The sequence below is a fragment of the Bradyrhizobium sp. CCBAU 51745 genome, from assembly GCF_028128715.1.
Lineage (GTDB): Bacteria > Pseudomonadota > Alphaproteobacteria > Rhizobiales > Xanthobacteraceae > Bradyrhizobium > Bradyrhizobium manausense.
The window spans coordinates 218,462-240,244 of the sequence record NZ_LBJP01000087.1; the positions used below are offsets into that span (position 1 = coordinate 218,462).

General features: G+C 63.9%; 21 protein-coding genes. 5 read left to right on the plus strand and 16 right to left on the minus strand.

Going from position 1 to position 21,783, the window contains the following annotated elements; genetic code table 11:
* Positions 1–44 precede the first annotated feature (44 nt).
* From XH98_RS28930 to XH98_RS28940, 3 genes are all read left to right on the plus strand, one after another.
* Positions 45–1,226 carry an HlyD family secretion protein gene (locus XH98_RS28930; RefSeq protein WP_271620629.1) on the plus strand — a complete coding sequence of 394 codons (1,182 nt, stop codon included), beginning with the start codon at positions 45–47 and terminating at the stop codon, positions 1,224–1,226.
* Positions 1,227–1,345: 119 nt separating this feature from the next.
* On the plus strand, positions 1,346–2,965 hold the full coding sequence (locus tag XH98_RS28935) for an MDR family MFS transporter (RefSeq protein ID WP_271620630.1): 1,620 nt from the start codon (positions 1,346–1,348) through the stop codon (positions 2,963–2,965).
* 23 nt (positions 2,966–2,988) lie between these two features.
* Positions 2,989–3,450 carry a carboxymuconolactone decarboxylase family protein gene (locus tag XH98_RS28940; protein WP_271600754.1) on the plus strand — a complete coding sequence of 154 codons (462 nt, stop codon included), beginning with the start codon at positions 2,989–2,991 and terminating at the stop codon, positions 3,448–3,450.
* Between the two features lie 138 nt (positions 3,451–3,588).
* On the opposite strand, the gene XH98_RS28945 is transcribed toward XH98_RS28940, so the two are convergent.
* The 6 genes from XH98_RS28945 to XH98_RS28970 form a co-directional block, all read right to left on the minus strand.
* Complete coding sequence (locus XH98_RS28945) at positions 3,589–4,449, minus strand: D-amino-acid transaminase (RefSeq protein WP_271620631.1); 861 nt, start codon at positions 4,447–4,449, stop codon at positions 3,589–3,591.
* A 162-nt stretch (positions 4,450–4,611) separates the two neighbouring features.
* Complete coding sequence (locus XH98_RS28950; protein WP_057752583.1) at positions 4,612–5,343, minus strand: amino acid ABC transporter ATP-binding protein; 732 nt, start codon at positions 5,341–5,343, stop codon at positions 4,612–4,614.
* 13 nt (positions 5,344–5,356) lie between these two features.
* Positions 5,357–6,049 (minus strand): amino acid ABC transporter permease, encoded by a 693-nt coding sequence (locus XH98_RS28955; protein WP_220002415.1) that lies wholly within the window; start codon positions 6,047–6,049, stop codon positions 5,357–5,359.
* Between the two features lie 4 nt (positions 6,050–6,053).
* Positions 6,054–6,785, minus strand: coding sequence for an amino acid ABC transporter permease (locus tag XH98_RS28960; RefSeq protein ID WP_271600757.1), 732 nt, complete (start codon positions 6,783–6,785; stop codon positions 6,054–6,056).
* Between the two features lie 155 nt (positions 6,786–6,940).
* Positions 6,941–7,894 (minus strand): amino acid ABC transporter substrate-binding protein, encoded by a 954-nt coding sequence (locus XH98_RS28965; protein WP_228749366.1) that lies wholly within the window; start codon positions 7,892–7,894, stop codon positions 6,941–6,943.
* 41 nt (positions 7,895–7,935) lie between these two features.
* Positions 7,936–9,321 (minus strand): M20 family metallopeptidase, encoded by a 1,386-nt coding sequence (locus tag XH98_RS28970; protein ID WP_271620632.1) that lies wholly within the window; start codon positions 9,319–9,321, stop codon positions 7,936–7,938.
* Between the two features lie 262 nt (positions 9,322–9,583).
* Here XH98_RS28970 and XH98_RS28975 point away from each other — a divergent pair, with 262 nt between their 5' ends.
* Entirely contained in the window at positions 9,584–10,963 is a 1,380-nt protein-coding gene (locus XH98_RS28975) for an LLM class flavin-dependent oxidoreductase (RefSeq protein WP_271620633.1), read from the plus strand.
* Positions 10,964–11,077: 114 nt separating this feature from the next.
* Here the strand turns inward: XH98_RS28975 and XH98_RS28980 are convergent, their stop codons facing one another.
* From XH98_RS28980 to XH98_RS28995, 4 genes are all read right to left on the minus strand, one after another.
* Positions 11,078–12,739, minus strand: a complete 1,662-nt coding sequence (locus XH98_RS28980; RefSeq protein WP_271620634.1) for a thiamine pyrophosphate-binding protein — start codon at positions 12,737–12,739, stop codon at positions 11,078–11,080.
* A gap of 180 nt (positions 12,740–12,919) precedes the next feature.
* Positions 12,920–13,423, minus strand: a complete 504-nt coding sequence (locus tag XH98_RS28985; RefSeq protein ID WP_271600761.1) for a GFA family protein — start codon at positions 13,421–13,423, stop codon at positions 12,920–12,922.
* A gap of 247 nt (positions 13,424–13,670) precedes the next feature.
* Positions 13,671–14,798, minus strand: coding sequence for an alkene reductase (locus XH98_RS28990; protein WP_271620635.1), 1,128 nt, complete (start codon positions 14,796–14,798; stop codon positions 13,671–13,673).
* A 117-nt stretch (positions 14,799–14,915) separates the two neighbouring features.
* The gene (locus XH98_RS28995; protein WP_057752604.1) at positions 14,916–16,412 is read right to left on the minus strand and encodes an aldehyde dehydrogenase family protein; all 1,497 of its coding nucleotides are present in this window, start codon (positions 16,410–16,412) and stop codon (positions 14,916–14,918) included.
* A gap of 186 nt (positions 16,413–16,598) precedes the next feature.
* Between XH98_RS28995 and XH98_RS29000 the strand changes: the two genes are divergently transcribed.
* Complete coding sequence (locus XH98_RS29000) at positions 16,599–17,444, plus strand: SDR family NAD(P)-dependent oxidoreductase (RefSeq protein WP_271620636.1); 846 nt, start codon at positions 16,599–16,601, stop codon at positions 17,442–17,444.
* A 9-nt stretch (positions 17,445–17,453) separates the two neighbouring features.
* Here XH98_RS29000 and XH98_RS29005 read toward each other — a convergent pair whose 3' ends face one another.
* The 6 genes from XH98_RS29005 to XH98_RS29030 form a co-directional block, all read right to left on the minus strand.
* Complete coding sequence (locus XH98_RS29005) at positions 17,454–17,660, minus strand: hypothetical protein (RefSeq protein ID WP_027562959.1); 207 nt, start codon at positions 17,658–17,660, stop codon at positions 17,454–17,456.
* A 193-nt stretch (positions 17,661–17,853) separates the two neighbouring features.
* Positions 17,854–18,267 carry a Rieske (2Fe-2S) protein gene (locus tag XH98_RS29010; protein ID WP_271620637.1) on the minus strand — a complete coding sequence of 138 codons (414 nt, stop codon included), beginning with the start codon at positions 18,265–18,267 and terminating at the stop codon, positions 17,854–17,856.
* A 7-nt stretch (positions 18,268–18,274) separates the two neighbouring features.
* Positions 18,275–19,387 (minus strand): amidohydrolase family protein, encoded by a 1,113-nt coding sequence (locus XH98_RS29015; protein WP_271620638.1) that lies wholly within the window; start codon positions 19,385–19,387, stop codon positions 18,275–18,277.
* A 14-nt stretch (positions 19,388–19,401) separates the two neighbouring features.
* Positions 19,402–20,466 carry an amidohydrolase family protein gene (locus tag XH98_RS29020; protein ID WP_271620639.1) on the minus strand — a complete coding sequence of 355 codons (1,065 nt, stop codon included), beginning with the start codon at positions 20,464–20,466 and terminating at the stop codon, positions 19,402–19,404.
* A 207-nt stretch (positions 20,467–20,673) separates the two neighbouring features.
* On the minus strand, positions 20,674–20,949 hold the full coding sequence (locus tag XH98_RS29025; protein WP_271600767.1) for a YiaA/YiaB family inner membrane protein: 276 nt from the start codon (positions 20,947–20,949) through the stop codon (positions 20,674–20,676).
* Positions 20,950–20,989: 40 nt separating this feature from the next.
* On the minus strand, positions 20,990–21,685 hold the full coding sequence (locus XH98_RS29030) for a PspA/IM30 family protein (protein ID WP_271620640.1): 696 nt from the start codon (positions 21,683–21,685) through the stop codon (positions 20,990–20,992).
* Positions 21,686–21,783 lie beyond the last annotated feature (98 nt).

Below are 21,783 nucleotides of genomic sequence, written 5' to 3' on the forward strand. Positions count from 1 at the left end.
CCCCGGCAAGACCGATAGTCTCAGCGAGCCGACCGGAGAGCGCCATGTCTGAAATGCCCCGCACCGAGACCTTCCAGCAAGCTACTGAAATTACGCGTGATTACGCCAAGGCGCCGGCAACAATCGCGGCCCGCAAGATGGTTCGACGCGCGGCCCTGATGCTCGCGCTCCTCGCCGGCGCTGCAACCACGGCCTATTACGGGCACGACTACTGGACCACCGGCCGCTACCTTGAAACGACCGATGACGCCTATGTGAAGGCGGATTCCACCATCATCGCCCCGAAGGTCTCCGGCTATATCGCGAAGGTGCTGGTCGGCGACAACGAGAAGGTCAGGGCCGGCCAGGTGCTGGCCCGGATCGACGACCGCGACTTCAAGGCAGCGCTCGGCCAGGCCCGCGCCGACGTTGCGGCAGCCGAAGCCTCCGTGCGCAACCTCGACGCCCAGCTCGAGCTGCAACAGCCTGTGATCGCGCAGAGCACCGCCGACGTCACGGCTGCCGATGCCAATCTGAAGTTTGCGCAGGAAGAGCGGGCCCGCTACGACGAGCTCATGAAGTCTGGCTCCGGCACGATCCAGCGCGCGCAGCAGACCGATGCGGCGCTCCGCGCCAGCAACGCGCAATTGCAGCACGCCCAGTCGGGCCTCGTTGCCGCACAACGCAAGGTCGACGTGCTGACCACCCAACGTGCGCAGGCCATTGCGCAGCTCGACCACGCTCGCGCGGTGGCCGATCAGGCCGAGCTGAACCTGTCCTACACCGAGATCACCGCGCCTGTTGACGGCACCGTCGGCGCCCGCAGCCTGCGGGTCGGCCAGTACGTGCAGGCCGGCACGCAGCTGATGGCGGTGGTTCCGCTCGATGCGGTCTACGTCGTCGCGAATTTCAAGGAGACCCAGCTCACGCATGTTCGCGCGGGCCAGCCGGTCGAGCTGCACGTCGACAGTTTTCGCAATCGCACGCTGCATGGCCATGTCGACAGCCTTTCGCCGGCCAGCGGGCTTGAATTCGCTCTGCTGCCTCCCGACAATGCGACTGGCAATTTCACCAAGATCGTGCAGCGCGTGCCGGTGAAGATTGTGCTCGACGATCACAGCCTCACGGGCCTGCTGCGCCCCGGCATGTCGGCGGTGCCGACGGTCGATACCAAAGCAACGGTAGTGGCCGAGCGCGAGACGGCCAAGCGCATCGCCGACACCGCGCCGCGGCCAAACGGAGGCTGATGTCGCCGAGGATCGCGGCAGGATTGTCAAGTCCTGCCTGATGATCCTTCCCAGACTTCCCTTGTTATCGAAACGTCCCGACCAACGCATCCTGTCTCCGTATCAGAGACGAGCCTTCCATGAGCACGCTTCAACCGACACTCGATGCCGCATCGGCTGCCAACCTCCCGGCCCCGCAAGCGGCCCCCGCAACGCCTGTCGTCTCCGCGAAAACCTGGATCGCCGTGGTCGGCGCCACGCTCGGCGCCTTCATGGCGGTGCTGAACATCCAGATCGTCAACGCTTCGCTCGCCGACATCCAGGGCGCGATCGGCGCCGGCATCGACGACGGCGGCTGGATCTCGACGTCCTACCTGATCGCCGAGATCGTGGTGATCCCGCTGTCCGGCTGGCTCGCGCAAGTGTTCTCGATCCGCATCTATCTGCTGACCAACGCGATCCTGTTCTTGGGCCTGTCGGCAGCCTGCGCGCTGGCGCAGGACCTGCCACAGATGATCGTGCTGCGCGCCGTGCAAGGGTTTAGCGGCGGCGTGCTGATCCCGATGGCCTTCACGCTGATCATCACACTCTTGCCGCGCGCCAAGCAGCCGGTGGGGCTTGCACTGTTCGCGCTGTCGGCGACGTTCGCGCCGGCGATCGGCCCGACGATCGGCGGCTATCTCACCGAGAACTTTGGCTGGCAGTACATCTTCTACGTCAACCTCGTGCCCGGCGCGATCATGGTCGGCATGCTCTGGTATGCGCTCGAGCCCAAGTCGATGAAGCTGTCACTGCTGCGCGACGGCGACTGGGCCGGCATCATCACCATGGCGATCGGCCTCTCCGCCCTCCAGACCGTGCTGGAAGAAGGCAACAAGGACGATTGGTTCGGCTCACCCTTCATCGTCAAGCTCAGCGTGATCGCAGCCGTGGCGCTGACCGTGTTCCTGATCATCGAGCTGACCGTGAAGAAGCCGCTGTTGAACCTGCGCCTGCTGGCCCGCCGCAATTTCGGCTTCGGCATGCTCGCCAATTTCCTGCTCGGCGTCGCGTTGTACGGCTCGGTTTTCATCCTGCCGCAATATCTGGCGCGCATCCAGGGCTACAATGCCGAGCAGATCGGCACGGTGCTGGCCTGGACCGGATTGCCGCAGCTGGTGCTGATCCCGCTGGTGCCGCGCCTGATGCAGAAGTTCGACGCGCGGATCATCATCGCCATCGGCTTCGTGCTGTTCGCCGGCTCGAACTTCATGAACATCTTCATGACCAACGACTACGCCGCCGATCAGCTACTCTGGCCCAACGTCGTCCGCGCCATCGGCCAGGCACTGGTCATGGCGCCGCTCTCGGCGGTCGCAACATCAGGCATCGAAGCTGAGAACGCGGGATCGGCGTCCGGCTTGTTCAATATGATGCGCAACCTCGGCGGTGCCGTCGGCATTGCGCTCCTGCAGACCGTACTGACCAAGCGGGAGCAATATCATTCCAACGTGCTGATGCAGTCTGTCTCGGTGTTCGAGCAGGCCACCCGCACGCGGCTGGAACAGCTCACGCAGTATTTCATCAATCACGGCGTGCTCGACCGTGCGGATGCGTCGCATCGCGCCTATGTCGCGATCGGCCATATCGTACAGAAGCAGGCTTACATCCTCGCCTTCAGCGACACGTTCTATCTGCTCGGCATGGCGCTGATCGTGGCCCTGATCGCGGTTCTCTTCCTGAAGAAGCCCGGCCATGTCTCGGCCGGGGAAGCCCACTGACCCCAAGCCAAAGGAGAACGACCATGAAGCCCCGCATGAATTTCTACCAGGCCGCCCCCGATACGATGAAGGCGCTGATGGCGCTGGAAGAGCAGATCCAGTCGACCGGACTCGAGAAGTCGCTGATCGAACTGGTCAAGATTCGCGCTTCGCAGATCAACGGCTGTGCCTTCTGCATCAACATGCACACCGAGGACGCCCGTAAGCGGGGCGAGACCGAGCAACGCATCTATCTGCTCAACGCCTGGCGCGAGTCTCCGCTCTATACCGACCGCGAGCGCGCCGCGCTGGCCTGGACCGAGTCGGTGACGCTGATCTCCGAGACGCATGCGCCCGACGATGTCTATGAGCAGGTCCGTGCGCATTTCTCCGATGCGGAGACGGTGAACCTGACGGCGCTGATCGGCGCCATCAACGCCTGGAACAGGCTGGCGATCGCGTTCCGCGCGGTACATCCGGTGAAGGTGAAGGCGTCAGTGGCGTAAGCTCACCACAACGACGGTCTCGTAGGGTGGGCAAAGGCGCACTTGCGCCGTGCCCACCATCTCTCCATGCATTCAAGAAGACGTGGGCACGCTTCGCTTTGCCCACCCTACGATAGCTACGGCAGCGGAGCGTACCGCCTAAACCGCGGTCGCCTTGGCGAACTCCACATAGATCTCGCGCAGGCGCGTCGCCATCGGGCCGGGCTTGCCGTCGCCGATCGTCTTGCCGTCGACGGCGATCACCGGCTGCACGAATGCCGAGGCTGAGGTGATGAACGCCTCCTTGGCGGCGAGCGCCTCGGCCACCGTGAAGGAACGCTCTTCGACGCGAAGCTGACGCTCCTGCGCAAGCGCGATCACCGCCTTGCGGGTGCAACCCGGCAGGATCGCGTTCGAATTCTGTCGGGTGACGATGACGTCGTCCCTGGTCAGGATGAACGCCGTGGACGATCCACCTTCGGTGACGTAACCGTCTTGCAGCATCCAGGCTTCACCGGCGCCGGCTTCGGCTGCGGCCTGCTTCGCCAGCACCTGCGCCAGCAGCGCCACGCTCTTGATGTCGCGGCGCTCCCAGCGGATGTCGGGGACCGTGATGACGTTGATGCCGGCCTTGGCCGAGGCGGCGTTGATAATGTCCTTCTCCGAGGTGAACATCACCAGGCTCGACTTGACGTCGGCCTTGGGGAACGGGAAGTCGCGACTCTTGTCGGCGCCGCGGGTGACCTGGAGATAGACGAGGCCGCTTTCGAGCTTGTTGCGGGCGATCAGCTCTTTCTGGATCTCGGTGATGCGATCGAGCGTCTCCGGCAGCCTGAGCTTGATCTCGCCGACCGACCGCTGCAGCCGCGACAAATGCGAGGCGTTGTCGACCAGCTTGCCGTCCAGCACGGCCGAGACCTCGTAGATGCCGTCGGCGAACAGGAAGCCGCGATCGAGCACCGAGATTTTCGCGTCTGCGAGCGGGACGAATGAGCCGTTGACGTAGGCGATCGGGTCCAAGGCGGGTCTCCTGGCGGGAAGGGGGATTTGGGGCGCTTATACGCGAAACGGGGGCACCAAGCACCCTCGTTTCGTCATTCCGGGGCGGCGCGTAGCGACGAGCCCGGAATCCATCTCACGCCATGGACCGCCGCCCGATGGATCCCCCGGGATGACGACCGCTTAATGCGACAGAATCTTCGACAAGAACTTCTGTGCGCGGTCGCTTCTCGGCTTGCCGAAGAAATCGTCCTTCGGGGCGTCCTCGACGATCTCGCCGCGGTCCATGAAGATGACGCGGTTGGCGACCTTGCGCGCAAAGCCCATTTCGTGGGTCACGACCATCATGGTCATGCCTTCGCGGGCGAGATCGACCATGACGTCGAGCACCTCGCTGACCATTTCCGGATCGAGCGCCGAGGTCGGCTCGTCGAACAGCATCACGATCGGATCCATCGCGAGCGCGCGCGCAATGGCAACGCGCTGCTGCTGGCCGCCGGAGAGCTGTGCCGGAAATTTCTGCGCCTGCTCCTTCAGGCCAACGCGCTCCAGGAGCTGCATGCCCTTGGTGACCGAATTGTCGTGGGCCCGGCCCAGCACCTTCTCCTGCGCCAGGCAGAGATTGTCGATGATCTTCAGATGCGGGAACAGCTCGAAATGCTGAAACACCATGCCGACGCGCGAACGCAGCTTCGGCAGATTGGTCTTGGGATCGTTGACCTTGGTGCCATCGACACTGATGTCGCCGCTCTGGAACGGCTCCAGCGCGTTGACGCATTTGATCAGGGTCGACTTGCCCGAGCCCGAGGGACCGCAGACCACCACGACCTCACCCTTGGTGACGCTGGTGGTGCAGTCGGTCAGCACCTGGAAGGTCGGGCTGTACCATTTGTTGACGTGGCTGATTTCGATCATGACCGGCTTTACTCTAGCGGATGATGGCGATGCGCGCCTGGAGGCGGCGGACGCCGAAGGACGCGATACAGGAAATGGTGAAATAGACGATTGCGGCAAACAGATACATCTCGACCAGACGGCCGTCGCGCTGCGCGACCTTGCTGGCGGCGCCGAGGAAGTCGGTGATCGACAGTACGTAGACCAGCGAGGTGTCCTGGAACAGCACGATGGTCTGCGTGATCAGCACCGGCAGCATGTTGCGGAACGCCTGCGGCAGCACGACGTAGCGCATGGTCTGCGCGTAGGTCAGGCCGAGCGCGCTGGCCGCGGCCGGCTGCCCGCGCGAGATCGACTGGATGCCGGCGCGCATGATCTCGGAGAAATAGGCCGCCTCGAACATGATGAAGGTGATCAGCGAGGAGGCGAACGCGCCGACGCTGATGGGGCGCGACGCTCCGGTCAGCCACTGGCCGATATAGGGCACCAGAAAATAGAACCAGAAGATCACCAGCACCAGCGGCAGCGAGCGCATGAAGTCGACATAGACGCCGGCGATGCGGCCGAGCACCTTGTAGCCGGACAGCCGCATCAAGGCGATCGCCGTGCCGAAGACGAGGCCGCCGAGTGCTGCGAGGCCGGTCAGCATCAGCGTGAACGTCATGCCCTCGTAGAACAGGTAGGGCAACGCGCGGATGATGACGCCGAAATCGAAATTGCTGAACATGGCGCTATTTCCCCGTGATGTAGCCGGGGATCGCGACCCAGCGCTCGAGGAAGCGCATCGCGGTCACGACGACGGCGTTGACGAGGAGATAGAGGATGGTCGCGGCCGTGAAGGCCTCGAACACCTGGAACGAGAATTCCTGCATCGAGCGCGCCTGCCCGGTCAGCTCGATCAGGCCGATGGTGATGGCAACCGCGGTGTTCTTGATGGTGTTGAGAAACTCGGACGTCAGCGGCGGCAGGATGATCCGGAACGCCATCGGCATCAGGATGTAGCGATAGCCCTGCATGGTGGTCAGCCCGAGCGCGGTGGCGGCCATCTTCTGCCCGCGCGGCAGCGAGGAGATGCCGGCCTGCAATTGGATCGCGACACGAGCCGACATGAAGAAGCCGATACCGATCGCCGCCGTCCAGAACGGGGCGTTCGGCAATTGCTTCAGCCACAGGCCGGCGGGCTTCGGCAACAGCTCCGGCAGCACGAAGAACCACAGGAACAGCTGCACCAGGAGCGGCATGTTGCGGAAGAACTCGACCCAGCAGAAGCCGAACCAAGACGCCGCCTTGGACGGCAGCGTTCGCATCACGCCGACGATCGAGCCGAAGATCAGCGCGATGATCCAGGCGAGCACCGCCGTCTTCAGGGTCAACACCAGGCCCGACAGCAGCATGTCGAGATAGGTGCCGGTCCCCATCGGATTCGGCTCGAAGAAAATTCCCCAGTTCCAATGGTAGTTCACGTGTCCCCCGCGCGAACGCGCCCGTCAGAGGTGTCCCGGGCGCTTATGCAAATGTCCGGCCACTCCCTCCAGAATGGCCGGAATTTTTTACCTCTCCCCGCATCCGGCTGCGCCAAGGTTTCGGCGGACAAGAGCAGGGAGAGGCGAACGGCATCTTACTTGTAGTCGTCCGGATTCGGCGAGTCCGTCGGCTTGGCGAACTCGTTCTTCAGCTCGGGCGAGATCGGCGTGTTCAGGTTCAGGCCCTTTGGCGGGATCTTCTGGGTGAACCATTTGTCGTAGATCTTTTCGCCTTCGCCAGAGGTGTAGAGCGCAGCCGTTGCCGCATCGACCACCTTCTTGAAGGGCGCGTCGTCCTTGCGCAGCATGATGCCATAGGGCTCGGGCTTGGAGAACGCATCCTTGGAGATGGCGTAGTCATCGGGCGACTTCGAGCCGGCGACGAGGCTGGCGAGCAGGATGTCGTCCATCACGAAGGCGACCGCGCGATCGGTCTCGACCATCAGGAAGGCTTCGGCGTGATCCTTGGCCGGGATGATGTTGGCGCCGAGGCCCTTTGAGACATTGGCTTCGGTGAGCTGCTTGATGTTGGTGGTGCCGGCGGTGGACACCACCGTCTTGCCCTTGAGGTCGTCGATCGACTTGATGCCGCTCGACTTCTTGAAGACGTAGCGGCTGGCGGTCAGGAAGTGGGTATTGGTGAAGGCAACCTGCTTCTGGCGCTCGGCATTGTTGGTGGTCGAGCCGCATTCAAGGTCGATGGTGCCGTTCGCCATCAGCGGGATGCGCGTGGCCGAGGTCACCGGGTTGAGCTTGACCTCGAGCTTGTCGAGCTTGAGCTCCTTCTTCACGGCGTCGACGATCTTGTAGCAGATGTCCATCGCGAACCCGACGGGCTTCTGGTTGTCGTCGAGATAGGAGAACGGGATCGAGGAGTCGCGGAAGCCGAGCGTGATGGCGCCGGTGTCCTTGATGTTCTTCAGCGTGCCGGTGAGCTCCTCGGCCCCAGCCTGGCTCACAGCAAAGGTGGCGACCAGCGCGAGGCCGATGTGACGGAAATGTTTCACTTTTTCTCCCCTTTCGGATGATGCGGCCGGATGCAAGCACATCTCGGGCCGGATTAGAATGTGACTTTTGGCTGGATGCCAGCTCAGGTTAACGGCCGCGGTAATTCGCCGAGATCCCAGAACAAGCCGGCCATGACCGTCAAGGCCTCTTCTGTCAACGGCAGCAGAATGTGCTCATTGGGCGCATGCTGGGAGCAGCCGGGATAGGAGTGCGGGACCCAGATCGTCGGCAGGCCCAGAATTTCCGAAAACACGTCGTTCGGCAACGAGCCGCCGAAATTCGGCAGCACCGCCGGCGCCTTGCCGGTGGTGTTGTGGACCGAGTCAGCCGCCCATTTGATCCAGGGGCTGTCAAAATCGGTGCGCGAGGCGGCAAAGCTCTGGCCCGCCCGCACCTCGACCATTGGAAAGCCCTTTGCGACGAGGTGCGCCCTGATAGCATCGATCAGCCCATCGACCTTGGTGCCGACCACGAAACGCAGTTGCAGCACGGCGTTGGCGTGGCCGGGAATGGCATTGGCCGGCTTCTCGATATTGCCCGACGACATCGCCAGCACTTCCAGCGTGTTCCAGGCATAGAGCCGCTCGGCCGCGGACAGCCCCTCCTCGCCCCAGTTCTCGGCAAGCTGCGGCTCGTCCGCGGTCGGCACCACCTGTACATCCGCAAGATAGCTGCGGATCTGGTTGGTCAGCCGCGGCGGCTTCAAGGCCTCGAACTGGAGACGGCCATGGCCGTCGACCAGCGTCGAAATCGCATTGACCAGGATGGTCGCGGGGTTGGCGAGCACGCCGCCCCAATTGCCGGAATGGTTGCCGCCGTCGCGCAAATTCACATCCAGATGAATGCGGATGCCGCCGCGGCAGCCCAGAAAAAGAGTCGGTCGATCCGCCGATAGCCGCGGCCCGTCCGAGGCCATGAACAGATCGGCCTTGAGCGCATCGCGATTGAGATCGCAGACCTTGCCGAGATCGGGCGAGCCGATCTCCTCGCCCATCTCGACGATGAACTTGGCATTGAAGCCGAGCTTGCCGCCGCGGGCCTCGCGCACCGCGCGGAGCGCCGCCATGTTGATGCTGTGCTGGCCCTTGTTGTCGGCCGTGCCGCGGCCGTAGAGGCGAATGCCCGCCTTCGTCGTGCGCCAGGGATCGCGGCCCTCGCGCCATTCGCCTTCCATGCCGTCGACGACGTCACCATGGCCGTAGACCAGCACGGTCGGCGCGGACGCGCTCTCATGATGCTCGGCAAACAGGAACGGCGACTTGCCGCTCGGGGATTCGACGATGCGGCTCTCGAAACCGAGCGCGGCAAAGGCCGGTACCATCTCCTGTTCCAGATAGGCGCGCAGCTCGGGGCCGCGCGAGGCGTTCTGGCTCTCGGTCTTGTAGGCGACGCGGCGGTCGAGTTCGGAGAGGAACGCACCGGATTGGAAGTCGTCCCGGGCGCGGGCGATGGCGTCGGCTCTGGTCATCAGTATCGTCTTCAACGTCCTGGAACGAGGCAGCGTAGCGGACTACGCGGACGCTCGAAAGTGGCGGGGCTTGCGATTTCGTTCTTGCTCTCTCGAGCCTGACTTGCCAAGGGCGGGTGTGCCGCCGATTTTGGCCTTGCCAAGCTCAAGCCTTTCTATTCTTGGCCCTTGCCAAGGGCCAATTATATGCAAGAACTTCGCCAAGTTGGGGCGCACGTCTATCATTCAAAGAGCGCTCAGTACAGGGCGCTGAGGGACCAGCATGGCCAAGCAAATCAGGCTCAACGCATTTGCGATGAATTGCGTCGCGCATCAATCGCCCGGGCTGTGGACCCATCCGCGCGACCGCACCGCCGAATATAACCGCCTGCCCTACTGGATCGATCTCGCCAAGACGCTGGAACGCGGCCGTTTCGACGGCCTGTTCCTGGCCGACGTGCTCGGCGTCTATGACGTCTATGGCAACAGCCCTGACGCAGCCTTACGCAATGCAGCACAAACGCCGTCGAACGAGCCGCTGCTGCTGCTCTCGGCGATGGCGGCGGTAACGAAAAATCTCGGCTTCGGCGTCACCAGCAATCTCTCCTTCGAGCCGCCCTACCCGTTCGCGCGACGGATGTCGACGCTCGACCATCTCACCGAGGGACGGATCGGCTGGAACGTCGTCACCGGCTATCTCGACAGCGCCGCGCGCGGCGCCGGCAAGGACAAGCAGACCGGACATGACGACCGCTACGACATCGCCGACGAATATATGGAGGTGGTCTACAAGCTCTGGGAGGGAAGCTGGGAGGACGATGCCGTGTTGCGCGATCGCAAACGCGGCATCTTCACCGATCCCTCAAAGGTTCATCGCATCAATCATGAGAGCGCGAACTACCGCGTCAACAACACCATTCATCTGAGCGAGCCGTCGCCGCAACGCACGCCCGTGCTTTATCAAGCAGGCACCTCGCCGCGCGGCCGGCAATTCGCGGCAAAACACGCCGAATGCGTATTCATGTCGGGACCGTCAGCCAAGATCATCGCGCCGCGCGTCGCCGCGATCCGCGAGGAAGCCGCCAAGCTCGGCCGCAACCCGGCCGAGATCCTGATGTTCAGCATGATGACCATCATCCTCGGCAACACCGAAGCTGAAGCCGCGGCGAAATATGCCGACTACCGCTCGCATATCAATCCGGAAGGCGCGCTCGCCCTGATGTCGGGCTGGACCGGCATCGACTTCTCCGGCTACGAGCTCGACCAACAGGTCCGTCACGTCCAGAACGATGCCGGCCGCAGCGCGCTCGACAACGTCACCCGCGGCGACCCCGACCGCGTCTGGACCGTGCGCGATGTCATCGAGCACGTCGGCATCGGCGGTGCCGGCCCGGTCGTGGTCGGCACGCCCGAGAGCGTCGCCGACAAGATCGAGGACTGGTTCGAGAAGACCGACGTCGACGGTCTCAACGTTGCGTTTGCAATCTCGCCCGGCGATTTCGAGGATATCAGCGATATGCTGGTGCCGGAGCTGACCAGGCGCGGGCGGTACAAGAAGGACTACGCCAGGGGGACGCTGCGGGAAAAGCTGTTCGGCGACGGCCGGGCGCGGTTAGACGCGCCGCATCCGGCGGCGGGGTATGGGGTGGGGAGGAAGGGGTAGTTGCGCCCTCCTCGTCATTGCGAGCGAAGCGAAGCAATCCAGTGTATCCGCAAAAGCAGTCTGGATTGCTTCGTCGCAAGGGCTCCTCGCAATGACGGGTGGAGGGAGCCCATCCTACACCTTCCCGTCCACCATCACCTCGATCAGCTTCGTCCCCGGCCGGCTAAACGCCGAAGTGAGCCTCCCCTTCAGCTCGCGCGGATCGCTGACCCTGATCGCCTCGCAGCCGAGCGCCTTCGCGACGCCCGCAAAATCAACCGGCGGATCGACGAAATCCATGCCGACATAATTGTCGTCGCCATGAAAAGCTAGCAGGCGCTGCTTGATGATGCGGTAGCCGCCATTGTTGGCGATGACGACGTTGAGCGGCAGCTTGTGATGCGCGGCGGTCCACAGCGCCTGGATCGAATACATCGCGCTGCCGTCGCCGGAGAAGCACACCACCGGGCGATCCGGATTGGCGATGCTGGCGCCGACCGAGGCCGGCAGGCCCCAGCCGATGCCGCCGGAGGCAAGGCCATGATAGCCATAGCGATCGCGGTGTGGACGCAAGTTGGTGATCTGGCGGCTCGAGGTGAGGCCTTCGTCGACGAGGATGGCATTCTCAGGCATCGCCTCGACCATCTGCAGTACGAGATAGTCAGGATCGATGGGGTTGCGGCCCGCGCTCTTGCCGATCTGCTCGACCAGTGCGGCACGCCGCGCTGTCCTGTTCTTCGGCGCAAGCTCGGCCAGGCGCTGTTTCCCGCGGCTCTCCAGCGACGCTCCGCCCATCTCCTTCAGCACCGGGATCAGAGCGCGCAGCGTTTCCTTCACATCCGCCTTCAGCGCGATCTCGGCGCCGTAGTTCTTGGCGATCTCCCAGTCGACGAGACCGATCTGCACGATGCCGAGGCCATCAGGCAGCGCGTCGACTTCGCTATAGACCGACATGCGCAGGGGATCGCCGCCGAGCGCGATCAAGAGATCATAAGGCGCGAGCGTATCGCGCGCGACCTTCTGCACGCGGGCCAGCGTGCCGACGAAACCGGGACTCTCCGAGAGGAAGTGCGCGCCATAGGGCGTCGAGGATTGATAGGCGGCGGCGCCGAGCAACTCGGCGAGTTCGGCGGCTTCCTTCAGCGCATCGCTCTTCACCACCTCGTCCATGGTGACGATGACAGGGCGCTCGGCCTTCAGCAGCCGTGCGGCAAATGCTCTGAGCGCGTCATCCGACGGCTTCACCCGCGTGTCGATGCGGGTGGAGCGGCCGAGATCGATGCCGGCTTCGCTGTTGAGGATGTCACCGGGCAGCGAAATGAACACCGGCCCGGTCGGCGGCGTCATCGCGACCTTGGCGGCGCGGCGCACGATGCGCGGCAGGTCCTCCAGCCGCGTCACCTCCACCGCCCATTTCACCAGCGGCTCGGCCATGCGCACCAGCGGCCCGTAAAGCACCGGCTCCATCAGGCCATGGCCCTGCTCCTGCTGGCCCGCGGTCAAGATCATCGGCGTGCCCGTGAACCGGGCGTTGTAGAGCGAGCCCATGGCGTTGCCGAGGCCCGGTGCGACATGGACGTTGCAGGCGACGAGCCTGCCGGAGGCGCGGCTGTAGCCGTCGGCGATCGCCACCACCAGGCTCTCCTGCATCGCCATCACATAGGTCAGGTCGGGATGGTCCTTGAGCGCATGCATGATCGGCAGCTCGGTGGTACCAGGGTTGCCGAACAGATGCGTGATGCCCTCGTCCTTGAGCAGCGCGAGAAAGGCGGAACGGCCGGTGATCTTGTTCTTCATGTTTCCTCCAGGAGCGGACGTTGCCGCAAGGACGGAAGACATGATGGCCGAACTTTCGGGGCGCGCGCAAGGAAGCGCGGTCATGGCTGCGTTGCGCGTGAGCAGCGAACTGCGCTCTAGTGTCCCGGACGCAATGCGGCACTTCGCGCCGCACTGCGTCCGGGGCACGAGAGCGGGGCGTTACATCTCCTCGCGCCCGAGTTCGAATGGATCCTCGCCGCTAGCGCGCTTCTTCTTTTTCGAGCGCTGCCAGACCACGCCCGGAAAGCCCTTCAGCGGCACCAGCGGCTCGCCGGTATAGGCCCATTCCTGCAGCTCCTCGATCGCGATGTGATAGAGCGGCTGGCGCCCGGTGCGCTCTTTGAAGAGGGCGCGGGGAATGTTGACCATGTGCGGGCCGCGCGGGCGCTCATAAGTGATCGGCGTACCGCAATGCGAGCAGAAGCTGCGCGCGGTCTTGGTCGCCTTGTCCTCGTAGCGGGTCAGCGTGGTCTCGCCCGATGTGATGCGAAAACGCTTCTTCCAGCTGCCGACATAGGTCGCGTAAGCAGCGCCATGGGCGCGACGGCTGGCGGCGGAATGATCGTGCCAGGCCCAGCGCGCGGGGACGTCGATCTCGAAGGTGACCTTGCCGCAGAGGCATTGGCCCGTGGCGGTTCCTGCGGCGGCTGCGGCTTTGGCCATGGTAGGTCTCTCCGTCGTCATTGCGAGCGCAGCGAAGCAATCCAGAATCTTTCCGCGGAGGCAGTCTGGATTGCTTCGCTGCGCTCGCAATGACGGAATTTGTGGGTGCGGTCGCGCAACAAATCAAGTCTGTCATTCCGGGGCGATGCGAAGCATCGAGCCCGGAATCCATTCCACCTCAAGGTATGCGGCCTGATGGATTCCGGGCTCGCGACTTCGTCGCGCCCCGGAATGACGAGGAGAGTGTCTACGCCGGCGTCAGCTCGTCGTAAGCAGGGTAGTCCGTATATCCCTTCTCCTCGCCGCCATAGAAGGTCGCGCGGTTGTACGGCGTGATCGGGTAGTCGTGCTCGAGACGCCGCGGCAGATCCGGGTTGGAGATGAAGATGCGGCCGAAGGCGATGATGTCGGCGTGGCCTTCGGCGATTGCGGCATTTGCCGTCTCGCCGGTGAAGCCGCCGGCGGTCATCAGCACGCCGCTGTAGTGCGGGCGGAACAGCACCATGGCGGAGGGCACGTTCTCCCAATGAACGTCGGCGCGGCCGGCGCCGCTGGAGCGCGGTTCGATCAGATGCAGATAGGCGAGGCCGAGCTTGTCGAGCGCCTGCACCACATGGGTGTAGAGCGGCATCGGATCCGGCTCGGCGGAATCATTGGCGATGCCATGCGGCGACAGCCGCACGCCGACGCGGCTCGCGCCCCAGACGTCGATCGCGGCCTCGGCGACCTCGAGCAGCAGGCGCGTTCGGTTTTCGACCGACCCGCCATATTGGTCGGTACGCTGATTGCTGCGTGACTGCAGGAACTGCTCGAGCAGATAGCCATTGGCGCCGTGGATCTCGACACCATCGAAGCCGGCAGCGAGCGCGTTCTTCGCGGCCTGCCTGAAGGCCTCGACGATGCCTTTGACCTCGTCTGTTTCCAGCGCGCGCGGCGTCTCGTAATCGGCGATCTTGCCGTCGGCCGTCATCGCCCTCATGCCCTCGGCCCTGATCGGGATCGCCGAGGCCGAGACCGGAAGCTCACCGCCGTGAAAGGAAGAATGCGAGACGCGGCCGACATGCCAGAGCTGGAGGAAAATGATGCCGCCCTTGGCGTGCACGGCATCGACCACTTTGCGCCAGCCGGCTACTTGCGCCTCCGTATAGATGCCCGGCGTTGCCGGATTGCCGCGGCCCTGCGAGAGCACCGGCGAGGCTTCGGCGATGATCAGTCCGCCCTTCGTCGCGCGCTGGCCGTAATATTCGGCATTGAGCGGCCGCGGGACGAAACCGTCGCGCTCGGCACGCATGCGCGTCAGCGGCGCCATCGCGACGCGATGCGCAAGCTTGTACGGACCGACCTGCAACGGCCTAAACAACGCCGGAAACTTCATGGGGACCCCGAATAGCTATGGAAGGATGCAGATCATATAGCGAGGGCCGGCCACCGGAGAAGGCGCCGCCCCTCATAAAAGCAGACATTCCCTCGCGCGGAACGTGAGAGAACACGCTTACGCCGTCTTGATCCAGACGGCCTTCACGTTGAGATATTCCTCGACGTGCTGCTTGCCGGATTCGCGGCCGTAGCCGCTCATCTTGTAGCCGCCGAACGGCACGGCCGGATCCATCGCCTGGTAGCAATTCACCCACACCGAGCCGGCCCGCAGGCGCTTGGCGACCGCATGCGCCTTGGTGACGTCACGCGTCCACAGGCCGGAGCCGAGACCAAAGGTGGTGTTGTTGGCACGCTTGACCAGCTCGTCCATGTCCTTGAATGCGATCGCGGAGATGACCGGGCCAAAAATCTCCTCCTGTGCGATGCGCATGTTGTCCTGGACGCCCGCGAACACCGTCGGCGAAACGAAGAAGCCTTTTGACAACGCGCCTTCGGTGACGCGGCCACCGCCGGCGAGCGCTCGCGCGCCTTCCTTCTGGCCGATGTCGAGATAACCGGTGACGCGCTCGAGCTGCTGCTCGGAGACCAGCGGGCCGATCTGCACGTTGGGATCGAGGCCGTTGCCGACTTGCAGCCTCTTGCCGAACTCGGCGACGCGGCCGACGAACTCTTCGTAGATCGCCTGCTCGACGAACAGACGGGTGCCGGCGCTGCAGATCTGGCCGGAATTGGCGAACACCGCCATTGCCGCTCCCGGTACGGCGGCATCGAGATCGGCATCGGCGAACACGATATCGGGCGACTTGCCGCCGAGCTCGAGCGAGACGCGCTTGAGGTTGCCGGCCGACGCACGAATGATCGACTGTCCCGTGATATGCGAGCCGGTGAAGGCGACCTTGTCGACGTCATGGTGCGAGGCCAGCGCGGCGCCTGCGGTCTCGCCATAGCCGGGCACGACATTGACGACGCCGGGCGGAATGCCGGCTTCCATCGCGAGCTCGGCGATGCGCAGCGAGGTCAGCGGCGCTTCTTCCGCCGGCTTCAGCACCACGGTGCAGCCGGTCGCGATCGCCGGGCCGATCTTCCAGATCGTCGCAGTGAGCGGACCGTTCCAGGGAATGATGGCGCCGACGACGCCGACAGGCTCCTTCAGCGTGTAGGAGAAGATCTCGCCGGGCAGCGAGTTCTCGATGGTCTCGCCGTGAATCGCCGTGGTCTGGCCGGCGTAATAGCGCAGCATGCCGACGGCGCGCAGGCGATAGGCGCGGGTGCGGCTGAGCGGTGCGCCCATGTCAAGTGTATCGAGCTGCGACAATTCGTCGAAATTCTTCTCGACGAGGTCGGCGAGCTTCAAGAGCAGGTTCTGGCGTTCGAATGGCTTGACCTTGCTCCAGGGGCCCTCGAAGGCGCGGCGGGCGGCCGCGACCGCACGGTCGATGTCTTCCTTGTCGCCTTCGGCAACGGTTGCGAGCAGTTCGCCGGTGGCAGGGTTATGGGTCTCGAAGCGCTTGCCGGACGCCGCATCCACCCACTTCCCGTCGATCAGCATTTGCTTGTAGGACCCGTTGGCGAACGGATGGCGCGTGATCGGAATAGCCTGCGACACAGCCATGTCTGCACTCCCTGGGTTTATGATTTTGATGGGCTCGATCTGGCCGAGATCGTTAGGTCAGGCAGAATACAGCGAGGCCTGAAAGGCGTAAAGTCGGCGGGGAACGAAGCCCTGCCATGCCGACTTGTGCAGGGTCGCGCGATGCCATGTTATAGCTCGATCAAGCGCAGATCCCGGAGAACAGCCATGCCGCATCCTGTCATTGCCAAGGGCAATATCGCCGTGATCACCGGCGGCGCGTCAGGCATCGGTCTCGCCGCAGCTACGGCGTTCGCACGCGCCGGGATGAAGGTGTGCATCGCCGATGTCGATGAGGCGAGGCTGGCGGAAGCCGCAACAAGACTGTCATCGATCGCAGGTGCGGCGAACGTGATGACATCAGTGACCGACGTCAGCCGGACCGAGAGCGTGACGGAACTGGAACGCGCCGTGGGCGCGCATTTTGGCGGCACGGACCTCTTGATGAACAATGCCGGCATCCAGCCGGGCAGCACAATGTTCGGCGAGCCGGACCATTGGCAGCACATCATCGGCGTCAACATGTGGGGCATCATCAACGGCGCGCGCATCTTCGCGCCGAACATGATCGCGCGCGGCAAGGCAGGCCTGATCATCAACACCGGCTCCAAGCAGGGCATCACAACCCCGCCCGGCGATCCCGCCTACAACGTCTCCAAGGCCGGCGTGAAGGCGTTTACCGAGGCGCTCCAGCACGAGCTGCGCAACACCAGGGATTGCCACATCACCGCGCATCTCTTGATCCCCGGCTTTGTGTTCACCGCCCTTACCGCCAAGGGCCGTACCGAAAAGCCTGATAGCGCCTGGACGCCGGAGCAGACGGTGGATTTCATGCTGGCACGGCTTGAGGCCGGCGATTTCTACATCCTCTGCCCTGACAACGACGTGCCGCGCGCGCTCGACGAGAAGCGCATGCTGTGGGCCGCCGGCGACATCGTCGAGAACCGCCCGCCGCTGTCGCGCTGGCATCCGGACTACGCCGATGCGTTCGCAAGGTTCGTGAAGGGGGAGTAGGCGAGAAACCTACAGCGTCTCTTGCTTGTGCCCGCAATTCTTGCAGGCGAACTTGACGCGGCTCTGGCCTTTTTCCGCCTGGACCCGGTTTGGCGCGCCGCATTTGCCGCAGACCGCCTCGATGCGGGTGGTGCCCTGCTTCACGACGATGGTCTTCTTTTCCATCGATTCGCGGATCAGGCGCTCGGCCTCTTCACGCAGGGATTGTTTCGACAAAGCTGGTCTCCGCCTCTGGAAGCGCGAGAGCCATATCGTAATTGCGTTGGAATCACAATCGGCAAGCTGAAACATTGCGACCGACGAAGTCATTCCGGGGCGATGCACGGCTAGGGTTCGTAACTGCGCACACGAGAATCTCGAGATTCCGGGTTCATTCGCTTCGCGAAAGCCCCGGAATGACGATGGGATCTCAGACCTCGACAATCACATAGCTATCTTCGACGTGGACCGGAAATGTCTCGGCGACATACGGCCCCTTCTGCAATTCCTCGCCGCGTTCCACCGCGACCGGATAGGACCGGATCCTGAAACGCTTCGGGTCGAACCAGGACTGGCCGTTGCGCATGTCGAACTCCCAGCCGTGCCAGGGACAGCGCAGCATCTCGCCAACGCGCGAGCGCTCATAGACGCCGGGCTCGGGCGAGGTCAGCCGCGCCACACAGGCCGCTTTCTCCAGCGGCGCGCCTTCGTGCGGGCAGCGGTTGAGCAGCGCGAAGAACTCCCCGTTGACATGGAACACGACGATATCGCGGCCGGCGACGTCGACGACCTTGTTGCCGCCGGGCGGGATCTCTGAAGTCGACGCGACGATGTGACGGGCCATACCAATCTCAGAACTTGTAGACCGCACGTGCATTGGTGCCGAAGATCTTCTTCCGTTCGGCCTCGGTCAGCGGCGTCTTGAAGGCGAAGCGCGGATCATCGAAGTCCCAGTGCGGATAGTCCGACGAGAACAGCAGCCGGTCGATGCCGACCCATTCGATCAGCGCGCGCAGATGCCGCGCCTCGTCGGGCTCGTCGATCGGCTGGGTCGTGAACCAGAAGTTTTCACGCACATATTCCGACGGCTTGCGCTTGAGATGCGGCACCTCGCTGCGGAACCGCTCGAAATGCTGGTCCATCCGCCAGACCGCCGACGGAATCCAGCCGAAACCGCCCTCGATGAACACGATCTTCAGTTTCGGGAAGCGCTCCGGCACGCCTTCGATGACGAGGCTGGCCAGCTGCGCCGCGATGGTGTGCGCGTTGGACTGGTGTTCCTCGACATAATAAGATGGCCAACCACCGCCGGTCGGCGCGTGGCCGCCATAGCCGCCGACATGGATGCCGAGCGGCAGGTCGAGCGCCTGGGCGCGCTCGTAGATCGGCCAGTAGCGGCGGCGCCCAAGCGGTTCGTTGGCGCGCGGCGAGACGTTGATCTGGATGTATTCGCCCGTTTTGGCGCAGCGCTCGATCTCGGCGATCGCCAGATCCACCCCGTCCTGCCCGACCAGGATCGAGGCCTTCAGGCGCGGATCGCGATGCGACCAGAACGCCAGTTGCCAATCATTGATGGCGCGCTGAATTGCGGCGCCGAATTCGAGATTCTGCTGCGAGAAGATGAAGAGATCGAGCACCTGCAGGATGCCGAACTCGACATCGAGCGGATCGAGATGCTGCTTCTGCATGAAGGCGAGATCGGAGCCGGGCGGCCCGCCGGTCGGCGGCCAGGCATCACGCCGCGCGATCAACGGCGAGGAGCGCGGATAGGGCGTGGTGAAGAGATAGGGCGTGCGCAGATGGCTGCCATATTCCTTCAGATGCTGCTGCCAGCGCTTTGGCAGGAACTCGTTGAGATCATCGTGCGAATGCAGGCTCGGATGCACGTCGCAATCGACGATGCGCAGCTTCGAAACAGCGGGCTTCTCGTCGTCGCGCAGCGGGCGGTCGATGACTTCACTCATGCGAACCTCCTGAACTAGTTAACCAGCGACAGCCGCGGAAACGTCTCCAGCGGATTGTCGACGCACATTTTCGCAATGATGCTCTTTGGCAGATGCGGCGGGATCGGATCGTCGCCGTCGAACTGCCAATGCGGATAATCGGACGCGAACAGGAACATTTTTTCCGAGCCGATCTGGTCGATGATCGCCTCGACGCTTCTGGCATCACCCGGTGCATCGAACGGCTGCATGGTGACGCGGAAATTGTCGCGGATGATCGCGGCCGGCTCGCGCTCGACCCAGGGCACCTCGACGCGCACGCCGCGCCAGGTCTTGTTGGCGCGCCACATGAAGGCCGGCAACCAGCTCACGCCTGATTCCATCAGCACGACCTTGAGACCTGGGTATTTGCCGAACACGCCCTCATAGATCAGGCTCAAGATTTGCGCCTGAAACGCCTGCGCCTCGACGAAGTAATATTCGTAGCGGTGCGAGGGCCAGCCGGCCGAGCTCGGTGCCTGGCGATATTGCGTGCCGGCGTGAATCGCGAGCGGCAACTTGTACTTCTCGGCGAGCTGGTAGACCGGCCAGAAATGCCGCCGGCCCAGCAAAGTCTCGCCCTGCGCCAGCACCAGGATGGACACGAACCTGTTGTCGCCGGCGCGGCGTTCTATTTCCTCGATCGCGAGATCCGGCGCCTGCATCGGCACCACAATCGACGCGCGCAGGCGCGGGTCGCGCGACAGCCATTCGGCGGCGATCCAGTCGTTGATGGCCTTGCAGAAGTCGGCCGCCATATAGGCATCGAACACGGCCTGGGCGCCGTAGAGCACGTTGAGGATGGCGTGGCTGGCGCCGAGCTGGTCGAAGGCGCCCTTCTGCACCATGGCGAGGTCGGAACCCGGCCTCTTGCCATTGGCCGGCCGCCAGTCGGCACGGCCCGACAGCGGCATGCTGGGCGGATAAGAAGTCAGATCGAGGCCGTCGATGGCGCGGCTCACCACCTGCTCTTTCCAGTGATCGCTGAGATAGGGCAGCAGCGTCGTGCGCGTGCCACCAACCGCCGGATGGATGTCGCAGTCGATCCGCGTCACCGCCATGGATGCTTCCTCGGGCCTTCTTTGTTGGCGGCGTTCTCTGCACCGCCAGCGCAGAGTGCTCCGGCCGATGCCACGGCGCAAGGCCGCAGACCTGTGCGATCCGTCATGGCTCGGTTGCATTTCGCAGGCGCGATATGCGGATCAAACGCGCGGTGGATGCGCCGGCACCCACCGCGTCAGATTGCAAGCCGCTTCCAGGCGTTCGGCTCACGCGGCTTTGGAGACCTCCATCAGCAGCCGCTCGGCCTTGGCGTCCTCGATGCGGTTCACGAGGCGGCTGCTCTCGTGGTTGTCACGCACGGTCTTGGTCAAGGTGACGCAGGTCTGGATCAGCATCACGACGCCCATGGAGAGATAGCCCTTCATCCAGAGATCGATCGGCAGGAAGAAGACGCCGAGGGCGACGAGGAAGGCGGAGGCTGCGAAGGACACGTAAGTGAAGGTCACCCAGGCACCACTGTGGGGTTGGCCGTTCTGGTTCATGGTCGTCTCCTGTTGGTTCTGATGATGAGTGGGCTCGAGATCAGGCAGTCGGTGTGCGCTTGGACTTCAACCGCGCCAGCACGTCGTCCGCAGTTGTCTTGAGCCGGGGGCCAAAGCCCTGCTCGGCGAGTCTCTCGGCGGTGGCGAGCGGGCCGCTGGCCGCATCGAGCTCGACCAGCGCATCGTCGGCGGCCTGAGCCTCGATCTGCCGCTCGCGCAGACGCCGCAAGGTGCCCTCGGCCTCGGGCAGCGTAGACTCGTAAGGGCGCGCTGCCTCGATGCCGCTGCGACGGAGCGAGCGCACCGCCTCCGATGCGCGGGCGACACGGCGGCCGCGCTCGAGCTCGGTGATGCGGGCCTGCGCGCTCGCGACATGGCGCTTCAACCGGGCAATCTCGGTTGCGAACAGCGCCCTCGCCGTCAGCGCCGCGTCACGGTCAGCCTCGAGGCCCGCGATGGCTTCGGCAGCTTCCTTGGCCAGATCCTCGCGGCCACCATCGAGCGCCGCCACAGCGCGGGCCTCGAGGTCGGCGATTCGGGCGACAGTGGCTTCGAGCTTGCGGCCTTCCTGCTGATCCTGTGCGATCGCCAGCGCCAGCGTCCGCTTGCTGCGCTCGACGGCCGCAGCCGCATCGCGCATCTGCTGGTCCAGGATCAGCAGGGCCGTGCGGTCCTCCAGCTCCTCGCCGGCGGCGGCCACGCTGCCGCGGAAAAGTGTGACGACGGTCTTGAACATTGCTTGCTCCCTGTTATGAGCATTGCTCATAGCAGCCTTGTAGCACATCTTGAGCGTCGCTCAAGATAAATTTGAGCGGCGCTCACGGAATTAATGGC

Coding starts and splice junctions, on each gene's coding strand:
- XH98_RS28930 (WP_271620629.1), top strand. CDS start 45: ATGTCTGAAATGCCCCGCACCGAGACCTTCCAGCAAGCTACTGAAATT.
- XH98_RS28935 (WP_271620630.1), top strand. CDS start 1,346: ATGAGCACGCTTCAACCGACACTCGATGCCGCATCGGCTGCCAACCTC.
- XH98_RS28940 (WP_271600754.1), top strand. CDS start 2,989: ATGAAGCCCCGCATGAATTTCTACCAGGCCGCCCCCGATACGATGAAG.
- XH98_RS28950 (WP_057752583.1), bottom strand. CDS start 5,343: ATGATCGAAATCAGCCACGTCAACAAATGGTACAGCCCGACCTTCCAG.
- XH98_RS28955 (WP_220002415.1), bottom strand. CDS start 6,049: ATGTTCAGCAATTTCGATTTCGGCGTCATCATCCGCGCGTTGCCCTAC.
- XH98_RS28965 (WP_228749366.1), bottom strand. CDS start 7,894: ATGTGCTTGCATCCGGCCGCATCATCCGAAAGGGGAGAAAAAGTGAAA.
- XH98_RS28970 (WP_271620632.1), bottom strand. CDS start 9,321: ATGACCAGAGCCGACGCCATCGCCCGCGCCCGGGACGACTTCCAATCC.
- XH98_RS28975 (WP_271620633.1), top strand. CDS start 9,584: ATGGCCAAGCAAATCAGGCTCAACGCATTTGCGATGAATTGCGTCGCG.
- XH98_RS28980 (WP_271620634.1), bottom strand. CDS start 12,739: ATGAAGAACAAGATCACCGGCCGTTCCGCCTTTCTCGCGCTGCTCAAG.
- XH98_RS28985 (WP_271600761.1), bottom strand. CDS start 13,423: ATGGCCAAAGCCGCAGCCGCCGCAGGAACCGCCACGGGCCAATGCCTC.
- XH98_RS28990 (WP_271620635.1), bottom strand. CDS start 14,798: ATGAAGTTTCCGGCGTTGTTTAGGCCGTTGCAGGTCGGTCCGTACAAG.
- XH98_RS28995 (WP_057752604.1), bottom strand. CDS start 16,412: ATGGCTGTGTCGCAGGCTATTCCGATCACGCGCCATCCGTTCGCCAAC.
- XH98_RS29000 (WP_271620636.1), top strand. CDS start 16,599: ATGCCGCATCCTGTCATTGCCAAGGGCAATATCGCCGTGATCACCGGC.
- XH98_RS29010 (WP_271620637.1), bottom strand. CDS start 18,267: ATGGCCCGTCACATCGTCGCGTCGACTTCAGAGATCCCGCCCGGCGGC.
- XH98_RS29015 (WP_271620638.1), bottom strand. CDS start 19,387: ATGAGTGAAGTCATCGACCGCCCGCTGCGCGACGACGAGAAGCCCGCT.
- XH98_RS29020 (WP_271620639.1), bottom strand. CDS start 20,466: ATGGCGGTGACGCGGATCGACTGCGACATCCATCCGGCGGTTGGTGGC.
- XH98_RS29025 (WP_271600767.1), bottom strand. CDS start 20,949: ATGAACCAGAACGGCCAACCCCACAGTGGTGCCTGGGTGACCTTCACT.
- XH98_RS29030 (WP_271620640.1), bottom strand. CDS start 21,685: ATGTTCAAGACCGTCGTCACACTTTTCCGCGGCAGCGTGGCCGCCGCC.